At 41.0% G+C, this 22,145-nt stretch carries 20 protein-coding genes; 4 read left to right on the top strand and 16 right to left on the bottom strand.

All coding sequences use genetic code 11. The annotated features are described in order from the left end of the window. Positions 1-8 precede the first annotated feature (8 nt). The 14 genes from N6A79_RS13910 to N6A79_RS13845 all read right to left on the bottom strand — a co-directional run bounded on the left by N6A79_RS13910 (position 9) and on the right by N6A79_RS13845 (position 15,671). Complete coding sequence (locus N6A79_RS13910; RefSeq protein ID WP_268546408.1) at positions 9-971, bottom strand: CobW family GTP-binding protein; 963 nt, start codon at positions 969-971, stop codon at positions 9-11. Further along, on the bottom strand, positions 968-1,267 hold the full coding sequence (locus tag N6A79_RS13905; protein WP_268546407.1) for a hypothetical protein: 300 nt from the start codon (positions 1,265-1,267) through the stop codon (positions 968-970). The genes N6A79_RS13910 and N6A79_RS13905 overlap by 4 nt, the downstream gene beginning before the upstream one ends. Before the next feature lie 9 nt (positions 1,268-1,276). Further along, on the bottom strand, positions 1,277-2,026 hold the full coding sequence (locus N6A79_RS13900) for an SDR family NAD(P)-dependent oxidoreductase (RefSeq protein ID WP_268546406.1): 750 nt from the start codon (positions 2,024-2,026) through the stop codon (positions 1,277-1,279). Between the two features lie 90 nt (positions 2,027-2,116). After that, on the bottom strand, positions 2,117-2,884 hold the full coding sequence (locus N6A79_RS13895) for an SDR family NAD(P)-dependent oxidoreductase (RefSeq protein WP_268546405.1): 768 nt from the start codon (positions 2,882-2,884) through the stop codon (positions 2,117-2,119). Between the two features lie 12 nt (positions 2,885-2,896). Next, the gene (locus N6A79_RS13890; RefSeq protein ID WP_268546404.1) at positions 2,897-4,234 is read right to left on the bottom strand and encodes an MFS transporter; all 1,338 of its coding nucleotides are present in this window, start codon (positions 4,232-4,234) and stop codon (positions 2,897-2,899) included. Between the two features lie 45 nt (positions 4,235-4,279). Next, positions 4,280-5,161, bottom strand: coding sequence for a polysaccharide deacetylase family protein (locus N6A79_RS13885; protein WP_262079186.1), 882 nt, complete (start codon positions 5,159-5,161; stop codon positions 4,280-4,282). A gap of 392 nt (positions 5,162-5,553) precedes the next feature. After that, positions 5,554-6,726 carry a VWA domain-containing protein gene (locus N6A79_RS13880; protein ID WP_268546403.1) on the bottom strand — a complete coding sequence of 391 codons (1,173 nt, stop codon included), beginning with the start codon at positions 6,724-6,726 and terminating at the stop codon, positions 5,554-5,556. Then, complete coding sequence (locus N6A79_RS13875; RefSeq protein WP_268546402.1) at positions 6,723-9,152, bottom strand: DUF5682 family protein; 2,430 nt, start codon at positions 9,150-9,152, stop codon at positions 6,723-6,725. The genes N6A79_RS13880 and N6A79_RS13875 overlap by 4 nt, the downstream gene beginning before the upstream one ends. 110 nt (positions 9,153-9,262) lie before the next feature. Further along, positions 9,263-10,342, bottom strand: a complete 1,080-nt coding sequence (locus N6A79_RS13870; protein ID WP_262079183.1) for an ATP-binding protein — start codon at positions 10,340-10,342, stop codon at positions 9,263-9,265. Continuing rightward, complete coding sequence (locus N6A79_RS13865; RefSeq protein ID WP_268546401.1) at positions 10,339-11,625, bottom strand: DUF5691 domain-containing protein; 1,287 nt, start codon at positions 11,623-11,625, stop codon at positions 10,339-10,341. The genes N6A79_RS13870 and N6A79_RS13865 overlap by 4 nt, the downstream gene beginning before the upstream one ends. A gap of 178 nt (positions 11,626-11,803) precedes the next feature. Beyond that, positions 11,804-13,225 (bottom strand): SWIM zinc finger family protein, encoded by a 1,422-nt coding sequence (locus N6A79_RS13860; RefSeq protein ID WP_268546400.1) that lies wholly within the window; start codon positions 13,223-13,225, stop codon positions 11,804-11,806. 191 nt (positions 13,226-13,416) lie between these two features. Beyond that, positions 13,417-14,148, bottom strand: a complete 732-nt coding sequence (locus tag N6A79_RS13855; protein WP_268546399.1) for a hypothetical protein — start codon at positions 14,146-14,148, stop codon at positions 13,417-13,419. A 70-nt stretch (positions 14,149-14,218) separates the two neighbouring features. Continuing rightward, the gene (locus tag N6A79_RS13850; RefSeq protein ID WP_268546398.1) at positions 14,219-15,043 is read right to left on the bottom strand and encodes a DUF6210 family protein; all 825 of its coding nucleotides are present in this window, start codon (positions 15,041-15,043) and stop codon (positions 14,219-14,221) included. A 52-nt stretch (positions 15,044-15,095) separates the two neighbouring features. Then, the gene (locus N6A79_RS13845) at positions 15,096-15,671 is read right to left on the bottom strand and encodes a cob(I)yrinic acid a,c-diamide adenosyltransferase (RefSeq protein ID WP_262079173.1); all 576 of its coding nucleotides are present in this window, start codon (positions 15,669-15,671) and stop codon (positions 15,096-15,098) included. Positions 15,672-16,059: 388 nt separating this feature from the next. Between N6A79_RS13845 and N6A79_RS13840 the strand changes: the two genes are divergently transcribed. The 3 genes from N6A79_RS13840 to N6A79_RS13830 all read left to right on the top strand — a co-directional run bounded on the left by N6A79_RS13840 (position 16,060) and on the right by N6A79_RS13830 (position 19,898). Next, positions 16,060-17,139 (top strand): NAD(P)H-dependent flavin oxidoreductase, encoded by a 1,080-nt coding sequence (locus N6A79_RS13840; protein ID WP_268546397.1) that lies wholly within the window; start codon positions 16,060-16,062, stop codon positions 17,137-17,139. A gap of 132 nt (positions 17,140-17,271) precedes the next feature. Continuing rightward, positions 17,272-18,198 carry an arginase gene (gene rocF, locus N6A79_RS13835; protein ID WP_182418195.1) on the top strand — a complete coding sequence of 309 codons (927 nt, stop codon included), beginning with the start codon at positions 17,272-17,274 and terminating at the stop codon, positions 18,196-18,198. Positions 18,199-18,776: 578 nt separating this feature from the next. Next, a complete protein-coding gene (locus N6A79_RS13830) occupies positions 18,777-19,898 on the top strand; it encodes an iron-containing alcohol dehydrogenase (protein WP_268546396.1) in 1,122 nt (373 codons plus the stop codon). Positions 19,899-20,067: 169 nt separating this feature from the next. Here the strand turns inward: N6A79_RS13830 and N6A79_RS13825 are convergent, their stop codons facing one another. Then, positions 20,068-20,274, bottom strand: a complete 207-nt coding sequence (locus N6A79_RS13825) for a DUF1737 domain-containing protein (protein ID WP_182418193.1) — start codon at positions 20,272-20,274, stop codon at positions 20,068-20,070. Positions 20,275-20,906: 632 nt separating this feature from the next. Between N6A79_RS13825 and N6A79_RS13820 the strand changes: the two genes are divergently transcribed. Beyond that, positions 20,907-21,173: a DUF6460 domain-containing protein gene (locus N6A79_RS13820; protein ID WP_182418192.1), complete on the top strand. Its 267-nt coding sequence runs from the start codon at positions 20,907-20,909 to the stop codon at positions 21,171-21,173. A 108-nt stretch (positions 21,174-21,281) separates the two neighbouring features. Here N6A79_RS13820 and N6A79_RS13815 read toward each other — a convergent pair whose 3' ends face one another. Then, complete coding sequence (locus N6A79_RS13815) at positions 21,282-22,043, bottom strand: XRE family transcriptional regulator (protein WP_268546395.1); 762 nt, start codon at positions 22,041-22,043, stop codon at positions 21,282-21,284. Between the last annotated feature and the right edge of the window lie 102 nt (positions 22,044-22,145).

Raw genomic sequence — 22,145 nt, 5'->3', positions numbered from 1 at the left:
TCCTGACCCTAAGTCAATGATGTGAAAACCTTAAAGGACCGCACTATATTTTCACGCTCTATGTTTCTAACAATAAAAACCAATCTTGAAAATTGATCATCCCACGGCCAACGGTCTAAATGTTCTGGTGGGTATAAGCAATGTTGAACCCCATGGATCAATATTGGATTTTCTGAATCTTCAAGATTTAAAATGCCTTTTACGCGTAAAATATTCTCACCATGTTTTTTTAATAATAGATTAAGCCATAATCCAAAGATGAGCCAATTTATCGGCTTATCATGGGTGATTGTAAAACTTACAGCTTGATTGTGAATTTTATTTTCATCTTTATTAAATATGAGAGCCTTTTGATAATCACATTTCAAGCTTTCATCTCGCAAAAACAACTGTTTCATCGTTTCCATGTTGTCTTTCAAAATAAAATTAGCATCAGGATTTAAGGCCTCTATCAATTTTTGTACAAAGATGAGCTCTTGATGGTCGACCCTATCAACTTTACTTATAAAAATTTGGTGCGATGCCACCACCTGCGTCAGCCATTCTGGGTGTAAATCATATTGTAATCTAGCATGTTCAGCATCCACAATAGTGGTTAAGCCATTCATTGAAAAACTGCCCTTTAAATGAACGTCATTCAATATGGTGGCCAATAAAGAAGCAGGATTTGCAAGCCCTGTGGTTTCTATTAATATCTTATCAAAATAGGGTATTTCTTTATTATTTCGCTTATTAAGGACATTAAACAGTGTCATTTTTAAATCAGATAAGACTGCACAACAAATACAGCCATTAGGCATAAGATAGGTATTTTCTGAAATATTTTGAACCATAATATCATCAATACCGATGCTGCCAAACTCGTTGATTAAAACAAGGGTATTTTCTTGCGAACCATTTTTAAGCAATTGTTTGATAAAACTGGTTTTACCACTGCCTAAAAAGCCGGTTATAATATGGATTGGGATCATTTATTGCCCTCAATAAAGGATAATAAATCAGGGTTTAATACATCAATAGAATGACCACTTATATTTTTACATTCGTCCCATAAATTATCAAGCCCACTAACAATGGCTGATTTGCCAGTTGGGGTCTGTAGCAAATAGCTAACACCATGAAAATCTGAAACGGTTAAACGTCGATAATGAAGAATTTTATTAATCAACTTTATTTTTTTCAATCTATTTTGGCGCAGTGGTAAATCAGACTTAACTTGATCACTCCATTCCTGCTTTTCGCCAATTAATCCGCATAAACCGCACATAACAACTCCTTAGGGCATAACATCGCCGCTATTGGGGCCAAGTGTTTGCCCAACGAAAAGATTACCCCCAGGATCTGAGGCTAATAAAATAGCTGTTGGAGCCACCTCTTTAGCTTGACCAAAACGCTGCAATGGTAATTCTTTAGCTTTTTCAGTTTTCCATTTTTCACTAATACCATCGACCAATGCCGTCGAAATTGGCCCTGGGGCAATGGCATTCACCAAAACATTATGCCTTGCAACTTCTTGGGCTAATGACTTTGTAAAGCCAATGACACCGGCTTTTGCTGCCGCATAATGTGCCAACTCAACTCCGCCTTTAATACCAAGTTGCGAAGCTATATTAATAATTCTACCCCATTTTTGTTTTATCATATGGGGTAGTGCACGTTGAGATGTTAAAAAAACGCTGGTTAAATCAATCCGCAACATTTGATCCCACATGTCAAGAGTGAGATCTAATACAGGCGCTTGGGTCAACAGACCAGCATTATTAACAAGCACATCGATGCCATCATAATGGCGAACACAACTATCAATGAGTTGATGGCAACCAGCAACAGTGCCAATATCTGCCGTAAATGAAATAACATGCTTGGTGTATTTCTTGCATTCGGCTAGAGTTTTAGCGTTTGCTTGCTCATTAATATCACTTATTAATAATTTTGAATTTTGTTTGGCAAATTCAATTGCAATAGCAGAACCGATGCCGCCACCCGCGCCGGTAACAACAACACGACACTCATTTAAAGGTTTCATAAGTTACACCTATTTGTAAGTTTCGCCTTTAAATGCCAGCTTAAATTTTTAAGATGGCATTTTTATTCTCATTGATCTGATTTATTGCGATTAATCGGGCCAACGAATGGTTAGTCCGCCATCGACAATAATCGTTTGTCCGGTAATGTAGCTTGCTTTGGTGCTGGTTAAAAACTGTATAACTTCCGCAACTTCATCAGGCTTTCCAACTCTGCCCAATGGAATAATCTTGCCGGCAGCTTTCAAACCTTCAGGACCAAGTGAGTTTTTAGCATCAAGCGATTGCGGCGTTTCAATTAAACCGGGAATAATCGTATTACAACGAATACGCCGCGGCGCAAGCTCTACCGCAATGGAGCGAACCAAACCAGGAACGCCTGATTTTGCCCCCGCATAATGAGCATGATCTTGCCAACCATAAACACCACCAGCAATGGAGGATATTGCTACCATAGCGCCGCCATCCACCATATGTCGCGCAGCAGCACGAAATGTTCGCATTACGCCGGTAAGATCAATATTAATCATCTCGTTCCATGCGCTATCGGTCATTTCTAATAAAGATGATTGCCTTAATAGACCAGCATTGGCGATTGCATAATCTAACCGCCCAAAATGGCTAATAGCCTGTTGAGTGGCATTTTCAACCGATTGTGCATCGCCAACATCTAAGGGTAACATAAGACATTGACCGCCTTGTTGTTCTACCAATTGTTGCGTTACAACAGGGTCATGGGGGTCTTTTTCATAATATCCCCCAATAACGCGAATATTATTTTGTGCATATGCTACAGCCAAAGCCTGACCAATACCACTTGCAGCACCAGTAATTAAGGCAACGGGTGTTTCTCTTTCCATGATCATCCCCCTTTATTGCATATTTTCAGGCTTGATATGCGGTGTTGCAAAAATCATTAATCCCGATAAGAAACAAGGTAGCGCCCCAAACCAGAAAGCGGCGGATGCCCATTCACCCCCAGATTTTAAAACAAATGTAATACCAATACCGGCCAAAATTGCGCCTAGCGGCCCCATAGCAAGAATTATTGCACCGCCCGTTGCGCGAATTTGGGTTGGAAATGATTCACCCATGAAAAACATCAAAGCTGCATAAGGGCCAGTTAAAAAGAACAAGCCAACACTATACAATGTAATGACAACAGTAAGATTGCTCGACAGGAAAATCATCGCGCTAAACGCAAAGCCCCCCAAAATCCAACCAATTGCAATCGTGTTACGGCGGCCAATGCGATCACCCAACATACCATGAACCAAATAGCCAGCAAAACCAACCAAATTTGATAGAACCAATATTAAAAGAGAATTTTCAAAAGATAGTTTATGGATATTAACAATGACCGATGTTCCCAAAACACTAAAGACCTGAATAGCTGCCCAATTTAATAAAACGGCAAAGCTTAGAACCAATGTCGAGCGCAATGCCTTGCCTTGAAAAGCAACCTTTATGCTGGTTTGTTGATGAGATGGTGCTGCAATGTTAAAACGCTCGGCAAGCGCTTTAATTTCATCTTTTTTACCTGCCTTTTTCAATTCTGAAATCTTTTTCATGATTTCAAATTGTGGGCTTTCTTTTAATTTTCGTGCAAAGAATGCGACAATAAAGCAAGGAATAGCCGCAAAAATGAAACAGCCTTGCCAGCCGATATAGGGCAATAATATTGCGGTTAAGCCTGCTGCCGTTAATGCGCCAACAGGCCAACCACTTTGAACGAGAGAATAGATAAAACCTTTGCGTTTTTGAAAAGTTAAATCTTTTGATTTTGCATATATTTCAGTAAGATAAGCAGCGTTAATTCCCTGTTCAGCATAGCCAAGGCCTGCAACCGAGCGCACCAATATTAGCCCCATTTTACCAAAACTAATACCGAGTGAAGTCAAAGCCGAGGCTATACCAGTCCCAACAACGGTAAATATAATACCTTTTCGCCGTCCAATACGATCAACAATTGGACCAATGACAAATGCGACCACCGTACCGCCAATTGCAATTAATGTTGCCATCTCTGTCTGTTTTGCTTCGTCCCAACCAAAGTCTTGTCCCATGACCGGCAACAGCATACCAAACAAGATAAAGTCATAGACCGCAAATACCCAAGCAAAGAATGTTATAATTGACGCATAATTAATATCTTTTTGGCTAATTGGCGTCGGTTGCCACTGGTCACCATCATTTTTAATGTTGTCCATTCAATTCTGCTCCCAAATTTCTGATTGTTCCCCAATTATATATTATTATTTTTTGCGGGGACGACGATTGGCGAAATCTGTTGCTATTTCATTCATAGTGACAAATTTTACCCCTTCATGCTGCTTGAAATGCTCTATCAAACGCTCAAGCATAAGAAGCACTTGCGCCCGTCCAGAAACATCGGGATGGATCGTAATTGGAAAAACGGCATAATCCATTTCACGATAGACCCAGTCAAATTGGTCTTTCCACATTTGCTCAATATCGCGTGGATTTACAAAACCGTGGCTATTTGGTGATTTTTTGATAAACATCATAGGCGGAAGATCATCAAGATACCAATTGGCAGGAATTTCGATTAAATCGGTTTCTTCACCGCGAATAAGTGGCTTCATCCAACTATCTGGATGTTGGCTATAATCGATTTTAGTCCATGAATCACCAACGCGCACATAATAAGGCGTATAATCATCATGCATGAGACTATGGTCGTATTTAATGCCTTTTTTTAACAATAATTCATTGGTAATATTGCTAAATTCCCACCATGGGGCAACATATCCGGTTGGCCTTTTTCCTGATAAATTAGTCAATATTTCTATTGTCTTATCTAAAATTGCTTCTTCTTGCTGAGCTGTCATTGCAATTGGATTTTCATGACTATATCCATGTAAGCCAATTTCATGGCCAGCATTAGCAACGGCTTTCATCTGCTCGGGAAATGTTTCTGCAGAATGTCCAGGAATAAACCACGTCGTTTTGATATTATATTTTTCAAACAGCTTTAATAATCGCATTGAACCAACTTCACCGGCAAATAAGCCTCGTGAAATATCATCGGGAGAATCCTCGCCACCATAGGAGCCAAGCCACCCAGCCACAGCATCAACATCTATACCAAATGAAATAAATATTTCTTTACTCATGGTTTTCCCTTTTTTGTTAATTTTAATTGATTTTATTTATGCAATCCAACCTTTGCAGCTATTCATAATTAGCCTTGATCAGCTTCATGTAAAATGGATGCCAACAAATTTGTTAGACACGCATTTTAAGCCTATACCATTTGCTCAATAATGCCAGAGGATTTTCAATTTGTTTGAATGAAGATAATATTTTTCAATAGGAACCTATTTGAAAACCATACACCATCCTTTTATCATTTACCGTGATGATAGATGGTCAAATTTTAGGCGTTATTGCCGAGCCAATACATTGGTGCAACTAATACGGCTATAATTACATCAATACAGCCCCAATTAAATTTCCCAATAATTTTTTGCGCAATCATTCAATCATATAATAGTATTAAAGGGTTTTAATGCGCGCTTTGGTCAATAAGTGGTGCAATATCGTTGGCTTCAGCCCATTGGTTTAAGTCCTGTCTTTGCAAGGCCGCTGCCATTAATGAGGGAAAACGGTCTGGCGTACAGGCAAAGACTGGACAATCCATCGCGGCAAGGCTTTGGGCATATTGATGGTCATAAGATGGCTTGCCATCATCTGATAATGCCAGCAGCACAATAAGATTAACGCCAGAGCGTTTGAGCTCTGCTGCACGCGCGAGCATTTGTTGGGCGTTGCCGCCTTCATAAAGGTCGGTAATCAGTACCAGATGGGTTTTCGCCGGTTGTTCAATAAGATCCGCACAATAACCAAGCGCCATATTAATATCGGTGCCGCCGCCCAATTGCACACCAAAGAGCACTTCAACCGGATCTTGCAATTGCTCGGTTAAATCAAGGATAGCCGTATCAAAACAGACAAGTTGGGTACGAATAACCGGCAAGCTTGCCATGACGGCGGCAAAGATAGATGCATACACCACCGAGCTTGCCATTGAACCAGATTGATCAACGCATAAGATGACATTGTCAAGATCCGCCAATTTGCGTGACTGACGGCGAAAGCCAATTAAAGTTTCCGGTACAATTGTGTTAAAGTCTTTTTGCCAATGGCGAAGATTAGCATTAATGGTACGCGGCCAATCAATATCGGCAAAGCGCGGACGCCGTGTCCTTGCGCCGCGTTGCACTGCCCCGCGAATGGTTTCGGTGGTCTTTTGCTCAAGCTGTTTCATCAATTCGTCGACCACTTTTTTAACCACTTGCCGTGCGGTATCTTTGGTTTTATCAGGAATAACACCGCGCAGGGAGATAAGGTCGGCGACAAGATGCACATCGGCTTCCAAAGTGGTTAAGAATTCTGGCTCTAGCATCATAGCGGTTAGATTAAGCCGTTTAAAGGCATCACGCTGGATCAGTTGCACCACTGGCGTTGGAAAAAATTCGCGTACATCGCCAAGCCAATTGGCGACGCGCGGCATCGAACCACCAAGGCCGCCTTTGCCTTTTTTGGTTGGTTCGCCATTGCCGTAAAGAGCGCTTAGGGCTAAATCCAGTCTTTGATCGCTCTTGCTTAATAAATCACGATTTTCGTCATCGCTACCTAAGGCCAATTGCCAGCGTCTTTGTTGGTCGCTCAAGGTCATTGGCTTTCTCCCTTATTATTGCGGGCTATCGTGTCTTTTTGCAGACCAAGAATGGTTTCCAATAAGGGAAGAGCCGCATAAAATGCTTCTGGCACATTGGAAGCTGCGTTATCATCCTTTGACAAATTTGACCCTTGTTGGGCAAAATTTGCTGGCGTTGGACTTTGCACAGCTGCTGTTTTAACAAGTGCGGTTAAACGGCGGCGAGCAATGGCATCAAAACTACTAAAGCCGCGGCGAATAATCGGTAATAATTCGGTAAAGATCGACTCGTCAATTTGCAGCAGCCATTCATTGACCAGCGCAATAAGATGGGTATCTTGCAACAAAATTTCAGGCGACCCAGATAGAAAGCTTTCCAGAAAAAGCCCTGCATCTTGTGGTGCAATCGGCGGGGTTAAATGGCGAGAAAAATGCGTTGCAACGACTGTTTGCTCCAAGGCTCCGCGTTCATGCAAAAGCCGTAAAACCCGACCAGCAATGGCAGGGCTTGTCATGTCGTGGCTAATGATTTTTGTTAAGGTGAAAACCCAATTTTCTAAAATGGTTTTATTGTCAAATTGGCTGATTGCTGGATCAAGATCCGCGATAATATCGGCAAGTGCGCTTGCTTCATCCTCGTTTAAATTGCGAACCGCCATTTCAAGATTAACGTGGATTTCATTTAGCAGTGTTTCGACCAATTTACGCAATTCATTTTCAGGAATGCGCCGTGCTGTGCCGTAACGCAATACAGAAACAAGCGGTGGAATAGCCTTCATCAAACTGCCAATATCGCTATCAACAACTGCAACTTCTTGTAAGCGTGCAATAATAATCTCCGCCGCTTGAGGCAAATCGGCAAGTAGGCAGCCCTCAACAATTTTTGCAAGTTCGCCAATCGCTTGACTGGCGCGTGCTTTGGCAATAGCGGCATTGGCTGATGCCATTTCAATGGTTACGCCATAGACCATGGCTTCAGCAAGAGCGACTGATAATTCTGGCTGCCAACGCAACCGCCATTGCTCGCGAAATGTACCGCGTCCGGCGGAGCTTGCAGTTAATTGACCCCACGGCACTTCAATAAGATTAAGGCGATGCAACAAAGTTGATTTAATAAGCCCCGCCTCACTGCGCAAATCAACCGATATATCGCTATCTAAAGCTTCAGGCTTTAGTCTTGTCTTTTTTTGCCAGCGTTGCAAATCTTCCATCAATGGTAACTGCGGCACGCTGTCATCAAGGCTACCAATTTTTTCACCAATAAATAGCTTCTTATCAATGAAGTGGAATGCAGCAGCTTCGCCTTGGCAAAGAGCGGCAAGGCTAGCATCACGCATATCATCAATATCAGGAATGCTGCGGCCATGTAACGTGGCAAGGGTTAGGGCAAGCCTTGCCGCTTCAATCACCGATGCCGTTGCGCCAGAAAAACCTTGGTCGCGTAATAAACGCCCAACTTGTGCTTGCCAATGGGAGGCAAGCTCTGCCGCATCGACATTTTGACTGCCCTTATATTTTGACCATAAATGACCATACCAGCCGGGTGCGGCAACACCTGCGCCATAGCCAGACCCAGTTGCTAATCGTGTTTCGCTCCATGGTGCCCATGTTGCTGCAGTTTTTATTGGCTTTAAACCTTTTAAACAATCTCTATCAGCAGATTGCGCATGTTTTTCAGCCAAAGCCGGCACGTGCCATGCACCGCAAATAACGGCAATTTCGCCATTATTTTCTTTGATCGCTTTGGCAATTTCAAGCCGCATATGGGCTTCACGCATCTGCTCGCGCTCAACTGCCATTGGACTACGCTCTAACGAAAAGCCGATTTCATTGCGTAAAGCACTCATTGCTTGGGTAATGGCAGGAAAAACATCGCTAGCCGCACCACGCTCTTCAATAAGAGCATTCCACCAACTTTCACCATCATCATAACCAGCAAGCTTGGCTAGCAATTCTAATGGATCATTAATCTCTTGTTTGTCATCGCTTATGGTTGGGGAGGCGAGAAGTTCGGCATTTTGAGCTTCATCACCATTCTCATCACCATGTTGGTCATTTTCATCTTCGCTTTCATCTTCTTTTGCAGCTTTATCAGTAGCTTCTTGCTTATATTTTTCATAAAGAGCAAAAGACATACCAACCGGCAAATCAATGAAACGAACTTCTTTACCGTGGTCAAGCGCCCAGCGCATGGCTTGCCATTCAGGTGAATAGGCGGCGAAGGGATAAAATACGGATTGCGCAGGGTTTTCGGCATCATAAATGAGCAATGCCAATGGCGGTGTCATGCCTTTATAATTGGCAAAATGGATAAGATTATTGGCCTCTGGTGGCCCTTCAATCAACACCACGGCCGGATCAGTGGTATTAAGCGCATGCAAAAGGCTTGCCGCAGACCCTGGCCCATGGTGTCTAATACCAAAAAGATGAACGCGCTTATCCATATAATCCAACCTAGTTATACTTCGTTCATTTCAAGATTTCAAAACTCACAAAGCATAGATGCTTTTTATTCTTTGGTTTTGTGAGCTTTTTTAAAAAATGGCTCGCAAAATTATACAACATCGCGCAAAGCGGTATAAAGATCATCCCAATTTTTCCGTGTGCGCACGACATTTTCCATATATTCTTGAAGCGCTACACTATCGGCACCGGGGTCTTTAACAATAGCGCCGACAAGATTACCAGCAAGGCTCACCGCATCAACACGGCCAGAGCCAAAATGTCCTGCTTGTGCCCAAGCCGATATGCCAACCGAAATAGCCTCAGCTGTAGAAAGTGAACCGCTAACAGTTTTAAGTTTTAGCTTGCCATTAAGGGTTTGGCCTTCACGCAATTCGCGGAAAATTGTAACAATACGGCTGATTTCTTCCGCCGCAGGTTCAATTTCTGGCAGTTTTAAGCCGCCACCAATTTCGCCAACTCGTTTGGTGACAATAGCGGTTTCTTCTTCAATCGTGGCAGGGGCGGGTAAAACCACCACATTGAAACGGCGCTTTAATGCTGATGATAATTCATTAACGCCTTTATCGCGATTATTAGCGGTGGCGATAACATTAAAACCTTGCTTAGCTGAAAAAGCAAAATCAAGTTCAGGAACAGGCAGTGTTTTTTCTGAAAGTAAAGTGATAAGTGTATCTTGAACATCTGATCCCATACGGGTTAGCTCTTCAAGGCGTACCAAGGTTCCTTCGGTCATCGCACGTAAAACCGGCGTGCGCACCAAGGCTTCTTGCGATGGGCCATGGGCTAAAAGCATCGCATAATTCCAGCTATAGCGAAGCTGATTTTCATCGGTTCCGGCTGTGCATTGCACCAACCGCTCTGATGAGCCTGAAATTGCTGCCGCCAAATGCTCCGACACCCAGCTTTTTGCCGTGCCGGGCATACCAAGCAGCAGCAAAGCGCGATCGGTAGCAAGAGTTGCAACGGCGGTTTCCATCAAACGGCGATTACCAATATATTTGGGTGAAATTTCTGTACCGTCCTTGGTTGTGCCGCCCATTAAATAATCAACGACAGCATTGGGTGACATAAGCCAACCCGGTGGACGCGAACGGTCATCATCCTTGCGTAAAGCTTCAAGCTCATGGGCATAAAGATTTTCGGCATTCTTTCTTAATTGCTCACTCATTGGGCTGCATCCTTCGCTATGGCTGTCGCAAATTTGATATAATATTGAACATTGTCCACATATTCATAAGGACATTTGTCAATATATTTTTTTAAAATTGATAAGGATTGAGGTGGAGTTAATGCTGCAAAAGCATGCATCATACGTTGAAAAGAAACTTTTCTTTCTTCTTCTTCTAGCTCTAATGTATCTTTGATATATTGGTCTAGCAGTCCCGATTGGTCTAAGGCCTCAAATTTTTCAACTGGTAAAGGTTTTTTTATAATTGTGTAGAGATGGCTTAAGTGATCAGGTAATAGAGGTGATGTCATTTTTTCAGGATGAAATAAATTTTCAATATAAAATTCGATTTCATCATCGCTTTCGATAGCTATATTATAACTTGGAAAGCATAAAAAATGCTGCCATAAATCAGCAGGCAAAAGATGGGCGCTATTTTTTAATGCAGTAAATTCTTGATGGACAAAAGCACTAACGGCAAAACCAATAATAAGCGCTTCATCATCTTTGGCCGCTTCAAATAGACTTTCAACACTCTCAAAATCCAAAGCTTCAATCAACGCATTTAGTGAAATATGGCGAAAGTCTTGAATAACCCCATACGGAGTCCCATTGTTTGCTATCTTCATTCTCTGTGCTGTTGCTGAATCAAGTGCTAAAGTCCTACGGCGTTTTATAAAACCTTTTTTTTCAACTGCAATCGATTTGATAAGCTGGTTATTTCTGTCATTAAGCAAAGTTGTCATGTGTAAATCTTTAATTAGCTTTTCAGCTTCTTGTCTCACATGAACAGATCGATCTGTAGACAGTCCCTCTAAAAATGGTCGGTCAATTTCACTAAGATAAGCACTCATGTGCCCTAACAAACTGTAGCGAATATTTGCAGGTTGAGAAGAAAAATATTTTTCTAAAAACTCTAGTCCAGCCTTAGGATCACGCCAACGTAATTTAGAAAAATACCTTACTTTTGCTGAAGGTGAGGCAGTTTGCCAATCCTCTTCAGAATGCATTTCGTCAATTTTACCGCCGTCTTCAACGCCGCAAAGTTTTTGGTAATTAGGACCCAGCATAGCAGCGTGAGATTTTGCAAAATTTGATAGTTTTAAAAAATCAAAAGGGTGAGGGCTAATCTGAAAATAATCAATGAGCATCGCAGCTGCTTCTGCAAGTTTGCTATCTGCAGAATTTTTGTCGAGAAAAGATAATAAAGCGCGGCGGCTTTGCGTCGACATAAAAGGCCATGTTTGAGCTAATGGTTCAAAGCCTTGTAAGTCATCAATCAAGCTCGGCGGCTCAAAGCGCAAAGTCTGCGCAGCAAGGGCAAAAGCTGCTAATTGGCGTGTGTCCATATTTGCTGTTTTGTCAACCAATAGTGGTAGATCATTGTCTTTTACGGGCCGCCTTGTTGTACCCAGCATAAAGGATTGCGCTAAAAGGTGGGGGGAAAAATCCGTCATTTAATCATGCCCTCCAAAGCCCGATAGTCGTTTGCGCTGATAGTGCGCGCAGCCATGTGCCATCCCAAAGCGCAAATAGCGTGAAAGCACCAACACCGCCAAGCAAGCGCATTTCATCAATACTATCTTTATGAACAGGCAAACAAATTTTTTCACCCACCACATAAAGCCCATCATTTTTTTGGTAAAGATGCACATTATCAGCCATCAGCAAATCTTGGGTGAGCCATGGCTTTAAAGTTAGCGCCTGTTGGTAATCGTTAAAGCTTTGTTGTAAATTTTGCCCACTAACGGTTAAACTTGCCCGCGTTTGGGTTGCGCTGCTTTGTTCTGCAATTAATGCGCGTCTTGGCACGGGCGAAGGATAAAACACGAGCTCGGCTGAAAAACAATCTCCAACCGCAAAAGCCAAACCAACCAAGCCAACGCTTAACGGAAAAAAGTCTAATAAGACTGCCTTTTGCCATTGATCATTGCTATCTTTGCCAATCAACCATATTTCATTGCGGCGCAATTTATCGGGCTGCACAACACTGCTGGTGCCAACCACTTGCCAATCTGCTTTAATACGCAAAGCTTGCGCGTCTTGGCATAAAGCTTCTTTTTCAACATTCCAGCCAATAGTTTCCAAAAGGTCACTATGGAGTAGTGGTGGCAATGCTTCACGATTGCGATAGGCCATGGCAATAATATGCAGCACGCCCAACTGCTTTAAAGCAAAATCAGCGCGCAATGCTTCATTTAGGCCAAAAATTGCACTGGATAATTGGTCAACCCGGCTTGCAAGGCCGCCAGCTTTGGCATCAACAAGGCGGGCTGCCAATATACGGCAATCACTAATTGCGCGCACATCAAAACCATTAAGCCCCCGCGATATTTGGTCACTAAGCCAAATATCAAGCGCATCTAAACCATCGCCTACCAATTTTTCACGCTGTTTGCGGCTACGCTCACGCGCATCAGCCGAGCGTTTGGCAGCCTTTGCAGCATCTTCAGGATCTAATGGCTTTTCAATATCCAAACTGGCAAGATCAGCAGAAAGTTTTGGCTTTGGCTTATCATCGGCTTTGTCACTGCCAGCTTTTGCAGCAGTTGATGGGCCGCGCCGGCGCGATAGCCAATCGCTTACCCAGTCGGGGCGTTCGGCCTCTACAAATTGCGTAGGGGTTTCCGCCCGCATCCACATGATTGCCAGACTGTGTTTACACGGAAATTTACGGCTTGGACAATTGCATTTATACCCCATATCACTTTCGCAAAATACAGTGCGATAAGGCGTGGAACCAGAACCTTGACACTCGCCCCATACCAATCCACCATCATCACAGGCAAGAGTTGGCCATTTGGAGGCTTTACGCAGTTTTGAAGCCGCGGCAAGCGAGGCTTGATCTGGTGCTATTTGCTCGATTTTTTCAATAGAAACCATAAACCCCCGCTTAGATTTTCAAGTAAATCAAGACTAACTTGGCATTTATAAATTGCAATAAGTATTTTTCATCTTTCCCAAACAAAATTTACAACAATCAATAGCTATTAAAAAAGCTTCAATTATCTATTGCAAAATGACGGTGATTTTAGCTTTCTTAATTAATATACGTTTTATTTGACTAGAGGCAGTTACTTCAAAATGTTATACAAAGCCGGCAAATCTTTATCATCATGCAAATCATCGGGTAAATTATGTTGAGCCAAAGAAATTAATTCTGATATATTGTTGCGATAGGTTTCAATGTTTTGCAGTTTCATTTGCATATAATCCATTTCATCATAACATACCGATAAAATTGTTTTAGCGATTGCACTTTTATCCAGTGGCACTGCATGTCCATCCATTTTCATTTGTTTATATTTATCAAGATTGCGTAAAATAGTGATAAGTTTTTGGCTCGTTGCAGTAGCATTTGCACAAAACTCAATGTCGTTTGCCCAAGTTAATATTGCGGGCTTGAATTGGCAATCATCATCATTTTTAAAGAATTGCGCAAAATCTCCGCTCGTTTTTTTTAGTAAAATATGAAGCCACTGATTGCATGATTGGGGTAGTTTTCCGTCATCGATGATAAAACTATTTGATATATTAAATTCGGTGAGTAAATCATTAAACTTGTCATAAAAGTGCTTATTACGGTTAAGGCCTAACTCTCTAGGTAGGTTAGAAAATAATGAAAGTAATGCTTGTTTGAATTGCAAATTATTACCTATAGGGAAGGGGATCAAATTTGCGCTAATTGTTTTCTCGACAAACGGTGAATTGCCTATTTTTATCTTATAAATCATGGCGTTTGGACAAGGCAGTAAAATCACAACATCACGATAATTGTTCAAAACAGTGGAAAATTGACAGTCCATTTAAATATCACCTTACATAGAAAACACATGCACACATTAAAAAATAAGTGATTTAGGCAAAATATTACAATTAACTATAAGCTTCGTTGTTTGGTGCGTTAGGGTAAGGATCTCTATCAAGAAAAATTGTTGCTTTCATCGCCGCAATTTTTTCTTTAAGCTCCACACAAGCTTGACATGAGATATCAAGCGCTTGCGCCTTTACTAATAGCTCTTCCATCAAACTAATTGATATTAATATTTTTTTTGTTTCAAATGCAATATAGTCCATTTGTTTTCGGCATAATTTGCCGATTTGTTTTGTTTGCTGCCCTAGCACCCGGTCTTTCCAACTTGTCGTATCGCGGCCGCGTGCTTCTAAGGATTGATAAATTTTCATATCAAATTTTAAGTGGTCAATATCGACATGATGATTTATCGGGGCAATGTCGCTTAAATATAAAAGGCTCCATGTTAAAATAGCTTTTATTGGATAGGATTCACCCTTATGGTGAAACACGTCACCGCAATCTAATTGATTATCATAGGCAAGCGGTTTTTTAATCAGGATATGAATCCATTGATTGCATGAATCATGTAATTTTTCCTCGTCTAGTGCAATACTATCGTCTAAAGCAAAGAGCCTTAGCAATAGGTTTAACCGTTGATAAATATCCTTATGGTCATTTAAATAACCACCATCATAGCTTTGTCCAAACAGCGATAATAATTCGTGTTTTAGCGATAGATTATCAAAAATAGGTAATGGCAATAAATAGCCTTTGCTGCTCATTTCGTCCTTTAATCGGCCACCAACCTGATTGGTATAATCAATGCCATTGTCATTGGGGAGAATAAGATATAAATCCCCAATATACCAAATATAGGATGTCTCCTGCATTGAACCTCGTTTCATGTGTGATCTTCCAAAAAATTCACCTATATGAGGAGTACTAGCTCAATCAAATTTAGCGGTTTTCACCAGGCACCCAAAGAACATCACCACCCTTATCATTATTAGCGTAGCGCGCCGCAACAAAGAGCAAATCGGAAACGCGGTTAACATAATGCAAGGCGGCAAGATTGATTGCCTCCACTTCTTGCAAGCCTACCATAGCACGCTCCGCACGGCGAGTAATTGTGCGGGCAAGATGCAGATAGGCACTTGCATGGCTGCCAGCAGGTAAAATAAAAGAACGCAATGGTTCTAATGCTTGGTTCAAAACATCAATTTCTTGCTCAATACGGCTGACTTGCGCGGCAACAATACGTAAATCATGGCTTTCTTGTAAATTATCATCACGCAAAGGAGTAGCAAGATCGGCGCCTAAATCAAAAAAATCATTTTGAATACGCAAAAGTATGACATCAAGCATGCTGCCTTGTTCAATATAAAGCCGCGCTATGCCTATTGTGGCATTTGCTTCATCAATTGTGCCGTAAGCTTCAATACGGGGATTGGATTTCCGCAGGCGCGAGCCATCAACAAGCCCAGTCGTACCGTCATCGCCAGTACGGGTATAAATCTTGTTCAGTTTAACCATTTATCTGCCTCTTATCAAAAAATCCTGCGATAGCTGTCTCATTATATCGGCTCAAATATATGAGCCTCAATATAATTGAAATTTTAACTCGATATTACACAGCTTTACATGAAAGCCAAATGATGAAAAGCAAATTTTTATTTCAATTTTTTGGGAAAGGATTACACATTTTTTAAAATCTTTTCCTGCAAAATTTCAGTCAATTTTTGCGTAAAACAATACAACAAAATAAAAAATTAGATCATGATATTGCCTCAACAATAAATGGACCTACTCTCGAACTGAATTTAATATAACGAAAAATTGCAGCAATCTTCAGCCGTTAAATTTGCATGATGAATTTATTTTTCTTATAAGAATAAAAATAATGATAGAGAAAGGGGAGGCTATGTTTAAACAAGCAACAGATAATAATCATTTTCGCTCTAGTCTTATTCAAGCGCCGATGGCTGGCGTATCAACCCCGCAATTAGCTGCCGCAGTAAGTAATGCTGGTGCCATTGGCTCGCTTGGTATTGGCAATTTGAAGCTCGATGACGCGGTTTTAATGATTGAGAAAACCAAAACCTTAACCGATGCTGCCTTTAATATTAACTTTTTTTGCCATGAGCCTGCAACTGCGCTTGATGAACAAAAAGATCGCCAAAAAGAAAGCCATTGGCGTCAAGTATTAAATGAAAAATTATTTAACGGAAACTGCCAACTAGATAAGCCCCTTGAAGCGGTTTACGGCTCGATAAAGCATGATATGTCTTTTGCTGAGGCTATTTGCGATTTACAACCTAAGATCATTAGCTTTCATTTTGGCATTCCTGATGAAAATATCCTTGCGCTATTTCGCAAAACTGGCGCGACTTTAATTGCCAGCGCAACCAACCTTATCGAGGCCGAACAAATTGCCAAGAGCGGCTTTGATGCGATTATTGCACAAGGCTATGAAGCAGGTGGCCATCGCGGTATGTTCGACATCGACCAGTTTGATAGTCGGCTTTCTACCCATGTTTTGACCAATCTTCTTGTCAACCGGTTTAATCTTCCAATCATTGCGGCTGGTGGTATCATGACTGGGGCAGATATTGCCGCTTATAAAAAAATTGGTGCAAGTGCCGTGCAACTTGGCACTGCCTTTATTGGCTGCAAAGAAAGCGCAGCAAATGAGCATTATCGGCAATTATTAAAGTCTGATGCAGCCTATAACACAACGATGACGCAGGTCATTTCTGGCCGGCCCGCTCGTAGCCTTATGAATGATTTTGTTGGTTGGGGCATGAGCCTTGATACCAATATTATTGCCGACTATCCTTTTGCCTATGATGCGACAAAACAGATCATGTCCATTATGGCAAAGGAACAAAATTTTGATATTGGCGGTTATTGGGCTGGCCAAGGAGCACCATTTGCCCGTTTCTTACCAGCAAGTGATCTAATTACCTTATTAGAACACGAATATTTAGCTAGTTTTAATTAGCATCAAGTTAAATAGACAAAATCTAACGAAAAACACAATGATAACGTCAGTTATTGTTGTCATTATCATATCACATAAAAATGCCATAACTCGTTTATAGTTTGCATTTTTTTAACAAAGAGTGGAAAAAATATGGATATTCGCCTCGTAGGTATTGGCATGCAAGATGGATCACGGCGTTTGGGCTGCGATATGGGGCCAAGTGCTTATCGTGCAGCTGGCATCGTAAAGGCCTTAGAAGATTTGGGGCATAATGTAATTGATACTGGCAATATAACCCCTGCCTCTAAGTCAAAACTCCACCACCCAAATAAAGAAATCTATCATTTACCACAGGTTCATGATTGGATTGAGGCTATTACTGAGCGTGCCTATCAAGAGCGCTCCCAAGGATTTCCAATTTTTATGGGGGGCGATCACGCTTTATCGGCTGGTACTGTCGCCGGAATGCAACGCTATGCACAACAAATCGGCAAACCGCTTTTTGTTTTATGGCTTGATGCCCATACTGATTTTCATACACTTGATAGCACCAAAAGTGGCAATTTACATGGCACACCTGTTGCCTATCTCAGTGGTCAAGCAGGTTTTGAAGGTTATTTCCCTCCCCTTGCCAATCCAGTTCCGCTTAAAAATATCTGTCTTTTTGGCATTCGTAGTGTTGATGGCGCTGAACGTACCGCGCTTAATAAAACACCAATTACCATTTGCGACATGCGCAATATTGATGAGCTGGGTGTCGGTGTTTTATTGCGCCGCTTTTTGGAGCGAGTTGAACAAGCCAAGGGTATTTTGCATGTCAGCCTTGACGTGGACTTTCTCGATCCTTCGATTGCGCCTGCCGTTGGCACAACCGTACCTGGCGGGGCAACCTTTCGTGAAGCCCATTTGATTATGGAACTTTTAAGCGATAGCAAGTTGGTTTCTAGCCTTGATCTTGTTGAACTTAACCCGTTTCTTGATGAGCGAGGCAAAACCGCAACCTTGATGATGGACCTTGCTGCAAGCTTGATGGGAAGACGCGTTATTGACCGTGTTACCAGAAGCTATAATAGCTAATATTTTTAAAATTAAAGTTTTTGATAAAAATATGCACAACTAAAAATATGATTGGTTTTTAATAAAAAATCTCATTGGGTCAGAGCTCGTTAATTTGAAGCAAATGGTATAAGAAAATTTTCCATATCTTGAAGTTAATTAGCGCTGACCCTTGTCTTTTATTATGTGTATTTTAATGAAAGACGCCTTTCATTTAAATTAATAGGTCCTGCCCCTAAACAACCAATTGGCCTAAAGCCACTGCCGCACTGAGCATTGCTATGCCTTAAATAGCTATTTAACGCGATAAATATATCAATCTTTGCAATTTCTTTTGCATAGATTGATAAAATCTATATGTTGTTCGAATGAATTTAAAAAAATCTAACCGATATTTTAGCGTATTGTTAAAATACGCGGAACGATTTGAAGGACAAAATGAGCTGGTTTCATCCGTTCTTTAAAATAAGACTTTACTTAATTAGCAATAAATACTTTATAGCAATTTCATTTCGCTGCCCCATATAAAGATTATAGACCGATATAAATGCAACCAGCTTTTGTTCTTGGTGAAAAATGATTTAAAGAGATTGATTATTATGATGAATGATAGTGTTGCCAAGGCTGAGTGGAATATTCCCACTCGTATATTATTAGGTGAAGGCCGTATTAGCGAAATTGAAGCGCAGCTTGATCATTATAATTTTAAAAGCCCTATCATAATTTGTGATAAGCAAACTGCCAATTCGGCAATTGTTAAAAATCTCTTGCGCCGACTTGATCGCGGCAATTATTCATTTGGTAGTTTTTCAGAAGATATTGGTTACGTTAGTGATCAAAGCATTGGTTTTGCCGATGAAATTATCATGAAAGGCGAATTTGATTGCGTTGTCGCTCTTGGTGCTAGCCGTATCATAGCTTTTGCGCGCCTTGCGGCCAATAACTTAAAAATACCCGTCATTGCGGTTCCTCTAACTGCTGGCAATACAACTGAATTTTTGCCTTATGGATTTTCATACCAAACCGGTGAAAAATATCCCGCAGTTACTTTGCATAAGATAGAATTACCCAAACTCGTTCTTTTTGACACAAGACTTGCTTGTAAACAAAATAGGGCATTATTGGTCGATTCTGCTCTTGCTATTCTTGTCCACGCCATTGAAGCTTGGTGTGTGGGCGGCTTTGACCCTTTGGCTGACAATCTATCCCTAGAGGCCACCAAAACTATATTTGCGCAATTGCCGCAATTAATCAATAATCCAACAAACCATGAAATTCATGCCCATTTATTAAGTGCGGCGGTCATGGCAGCCCTTGCAGGCACCCAAAGACAAGGGGCAACAGCTGCATTAGCGCGCTGTTTAAGTTTTATCTATGGCGTGGGTTACGGCAAGGCTGCAGGGCTTCTTCTCCCCCATGTCCTTACCTATAATCTTGAGGTGCTTGACCCACGACTAACCGACCTTGCTAACCACCTTGGCATTAAAGGCGGCTCGACAGGGCTTGCCAAAGCCTTACTAAAATTACGCCGCTTGGCTGGCGTACCAAGTAAATTGACCAATCTTGTGGGAACCGCAAAGATAAAACGCAAAGAAAAATTAATGCTTGAGCAAATGTCGGTTAATCACCCACTTGCCCACATGTATCCTATCCGTTTTACGCAAAAAGCAGCTCTTACTATTATTAATGCCGCTATTGCAGGTAAAATGAAACGCGAATAGCGTCTTGTACGGCGTCCAATAAAATAAGCATTACAATTTAATAACATCATTAGAGCACTTTAACCAACTTAATAAAAATGCTCTAATTTTATAGTTTCGCGTTATTTCATGCAAAAACAAAACAATTTTTAATAAATTTTGTACGCCACCACTTTTATTACATAATATTTCAATATTGGCTAAGCTTCATGTTTTCAGTATATTGAATACCATCAACTTCCTTAATCACTGCTTGACCGCATTGCATAACGCCATTTTCAGGATTGGGAGCATAAGTGGGGCTGCCATAAAGCATCCAACCATTATTTAACGCAGCCGTCACCTTATGGCAAAAACTAGCATCATCAGGTCCGGTTAAAAAGCGATATAATTTCATTATAGCCTCTCCTTGAACATAAAATACTTTAAAGCGATTTTATTCTGCCGAGGGTCAGGACCTGTTAATTTAAATGAAATGGCACAATAAACAGCAAAAATATACAAGGAGGAAAGCGAAAAGTGGGTGGTATACCCAGTTAAGCTTTACGACGCAGTAGATTACAGCTGTTTTTGTGTCCTTTCAGGATATGGTAAATTTTCGCGATAACTTTGTCGAAGCCCCTTGAAAATATTTATATTTCCTGCGGTTCTTCTCCTTGTTCTCACAAAAATTTCCTCATACCATTTCGTTCAAATTAATAGGTCCTGACCCTAGCTCATTCAATCACTATAAATTAATGGTTTCAAGCATTAAATTGTGCTCACTCCACCTCATTCATTTAGCAAACGACTTTAAGCCCTGCCCTTAATATAGGATAAAATGGATGACTTGCATAGCTTACCTATTGCGACAAAAATGCTCGACATACCCTATTGGATATAAAGTCCAAAAAGAAGAAAGAAATTGTAATTTACCTATGATAAATTATTAACAAGCGCCTTGAAACCTCCTATATTATCATGAATGATGGAATGGCTGATGCTAATCAGCTCTCAAATGCCAATAAAAGTAATTGATCGGAAATTTATATGACAAAATGGTTGCAATCATTTTTGGGTGACTCACCAGGCAGAGTTTTTATCAAATTACTAATATTTTCGCTTATTATTGGTGCTTTGCTTAACTTCTTTGGCTGGACACCATTTAATGTTTTTGAACGGTTGTGGGATATGATTGCCCATTTATGGCGTACTGGCTTTTCATCTGCCAGCCAATTGCTCAATGTTATTTTTGTTGGTGCAGCGGTGGTGGTGCCAATATTTATCATTATACGCATATTAAATTGGCGCAAATAATCTGGGTAGGTTTATATCTTCCAAAGTGAGAGTAAAAAATTTTCACTTCACATAACACTTAACAGCCCTAAATTCATTGGTTGATAATAATATTTGGCGTGAATTCCTTTAAGAAATCACGCCAGCCAAAGCAATAAAATGTACCGATACAACATTTGCATGGGGAAAGGATAATTCTTTCATTGGATTAAACTGCTCTAAAACCAATTCTTGTGCATTGTGGCGCAGAAATTTTTTGATGAAAGCATGGGGCGTGGTTTCATTTTTGATTATAACTTGCGCAACAACATAATCACCTTTTTTAACACGGCGATTTGGATCAATAAAAGCAAGTTCACCATCTTCATAGCGTGGATACATAGAATCGCCTGAAATCATGATCGCGTAAGCATCTTCAACATCTTCCAATTGTGGTGGACATAGAACATCAAATAAGACGGTACCATTCATTGGAAAATCCCCATCAACACCACCAACGGCCTGGCCAAAAACCGGCAGCCGCCGAGTGCCAAATTTTAACCCCTTAACAATCCTACCATTGGCTGACTCTGCCAGATCATTGCCATTATCGTTATATATGCCCGATGATGGTTCTAAGTGGGCATCTTGGTGCAAAGTTTCCGCATTTCCTTCACCGTTCATAAGCCATTGTGCAGTTGTCTGCAAAACAACGGCTATTTTTTCGAGTGTATCAATACGCGGTGACAACGATTTCCCTTCACGAATATTACGCAAAAAGGAATCGCTCAACCCCGCCTCTAGCGAGGCCTTGCGCTCACTCTTGCCCAGCTTTTCAAGCCGCTGTTTTATACGGCCGGCCAAACTGTCAAAATTATTCTTATTGTTTTGGCTGTCTTTGTTCTGGATCACAGGTATATATCCCTTACAAGATCGATTCGATATATTTTTAATATCTTGTCATAAATACTGATAAAATCAATTTATCATAAAAAAACAATATTGTTTTTATTT

It is taken from the genome of Bartonella sp. HY761, from assembly GCF_026743145.1.
GTDB lineage: Bacteria > Pseudomonadota > Alphaproteobacteria > Rhizobiales > Rhizobiaceae > HY038.
Note: the sequence above shows the minus strand (reverse complement) of the source record. Positions and strands in the feature narration are given on the sequence as shown.

Bases quoted from the DNA above. Each gene is read 5' to 3' on its own strand.
- N6A79_RS13905 (WP_268546407.1), bottom strand. From the start codon at position 1,267: ATGTGCGGTTTATGCGGATTAATTGGCGAAAAGCAGGAATGGAGTGAT.
- N6A79_RS13850 (WP_268546398.1), bottom strand. From the start codon at position 15,043: ATGAAACGAGGTTCAATGCAGGAGACATCCTATATTTGGTATATTGGG.
- N6A79_RS13830 (WP_268546396.1), top strand. From the start codon at position 18,777: ATGATGAATGATAGTGTTGCCAAGGCTGAGTGGAATATTCCCACTCGT.
- N6A79_RS13825 (WP_182418193.1), bottom strand. From the start codon at position 20,274: ATGAAATTATATCGCTTTTTAACCGGACCTGATGATGCTAGTTTTTGC.
- N6A79_RS13870 (WP_262079183.1), bottom strand. From the start codon at position 10,342: ATGAGTGAGCAATTAAGAAAGAATGCCGAAAATCTTTATGCCCATGAG.
- N6A79_RS13885 (WP_262079186.1), bottom strand. From the start codon at position 5,161: ATGAGTAAAGAAATATTTATTTCATTTGGTATAGATGTTGATGCTGTG.
- N6A79_RS13840 (WP_268546397.1), top strand. From the start codon at position 16,060: ATGTTTAAACAAGCAACAGATAATAATCATTTTCGCTCTAGTCTTATT.
- N6A79_RS13845 (WP_262079173.1), bottom strand. From the start codon at position 15,671: ATGGTTAAACTGAACAAGATTTATACCCGTACTGGCGATGACGGTACG.
- N6A79_RS13910 (WP_268546408.1), bottom strand. From the start codon at position 971: ATGATCCCAATCCATATTATAACCGGCTTTTTAGGCAGTGGTAAAACC.
- N6A79_RS13860 (WP_268546400.1), bottom strand. From the start codon at position 13,225: ATGGTTTCTATTGAAAAAATCGAGCAAATAGCACCAGATCAAGCCTCG.
- N6A79_RS13875 (WP_268546402.1), bottom strand. From the start codon at position 9,152: ATGGATAAGCGCGTTCATCTTTTTGGTATTAGACACCATGGGCCAGGG.
- N6A79_RS13880 (WP_268546403.1), bottom strand. From the start codon at position 6,726: ATGACCTTGAGCGACCAACAAAGACGCTGGCAATTGGCCTTAGGTAGC.
- N6A79_RS13895 (WP_268546405.1), bottom strand. From the start codon at position 2,884: ATGGAAAGAGAAACACCCGTTGCCTTAATTACTGGTGCTGCAAGTGGT.
- N6A79_RS13820 (WP_182418192.1), top strand. From the start codon at position 20,907: ATGACAAAATGGTTGCAATCATTTTTGGGTGACTCACCAGGCAGAGTT.
- N6A79_RS13855 (WP_268546399.1), bottom strand. From the start codon at position 14,148: ATGGACTGTCAATTTTCCACTGTTTTGAACAATTATCGTGATGTTGTG.
- N6A79_RS13900 (WP_268546406.1), bottom strand. From the start codon at position 2,026: ATGAAACCTTTAAATGAGTGTCGTGTTGTTGTTACCGGCGCGGGTGGC.
- rocF (WP_182418195.1), top strand. From the start codon at position 17,272: ATGGATATTCGCCTCGTAGGTATTGGCATGCAAGATGGATCACGGCGT.
- N6A79_RS13890 (WP_268546404.1), bottom strand. From the start codon at position 4,234: ATGGACAACATTAAAAATGATGGTGACCAGTGGCAACCGACGCCAATT.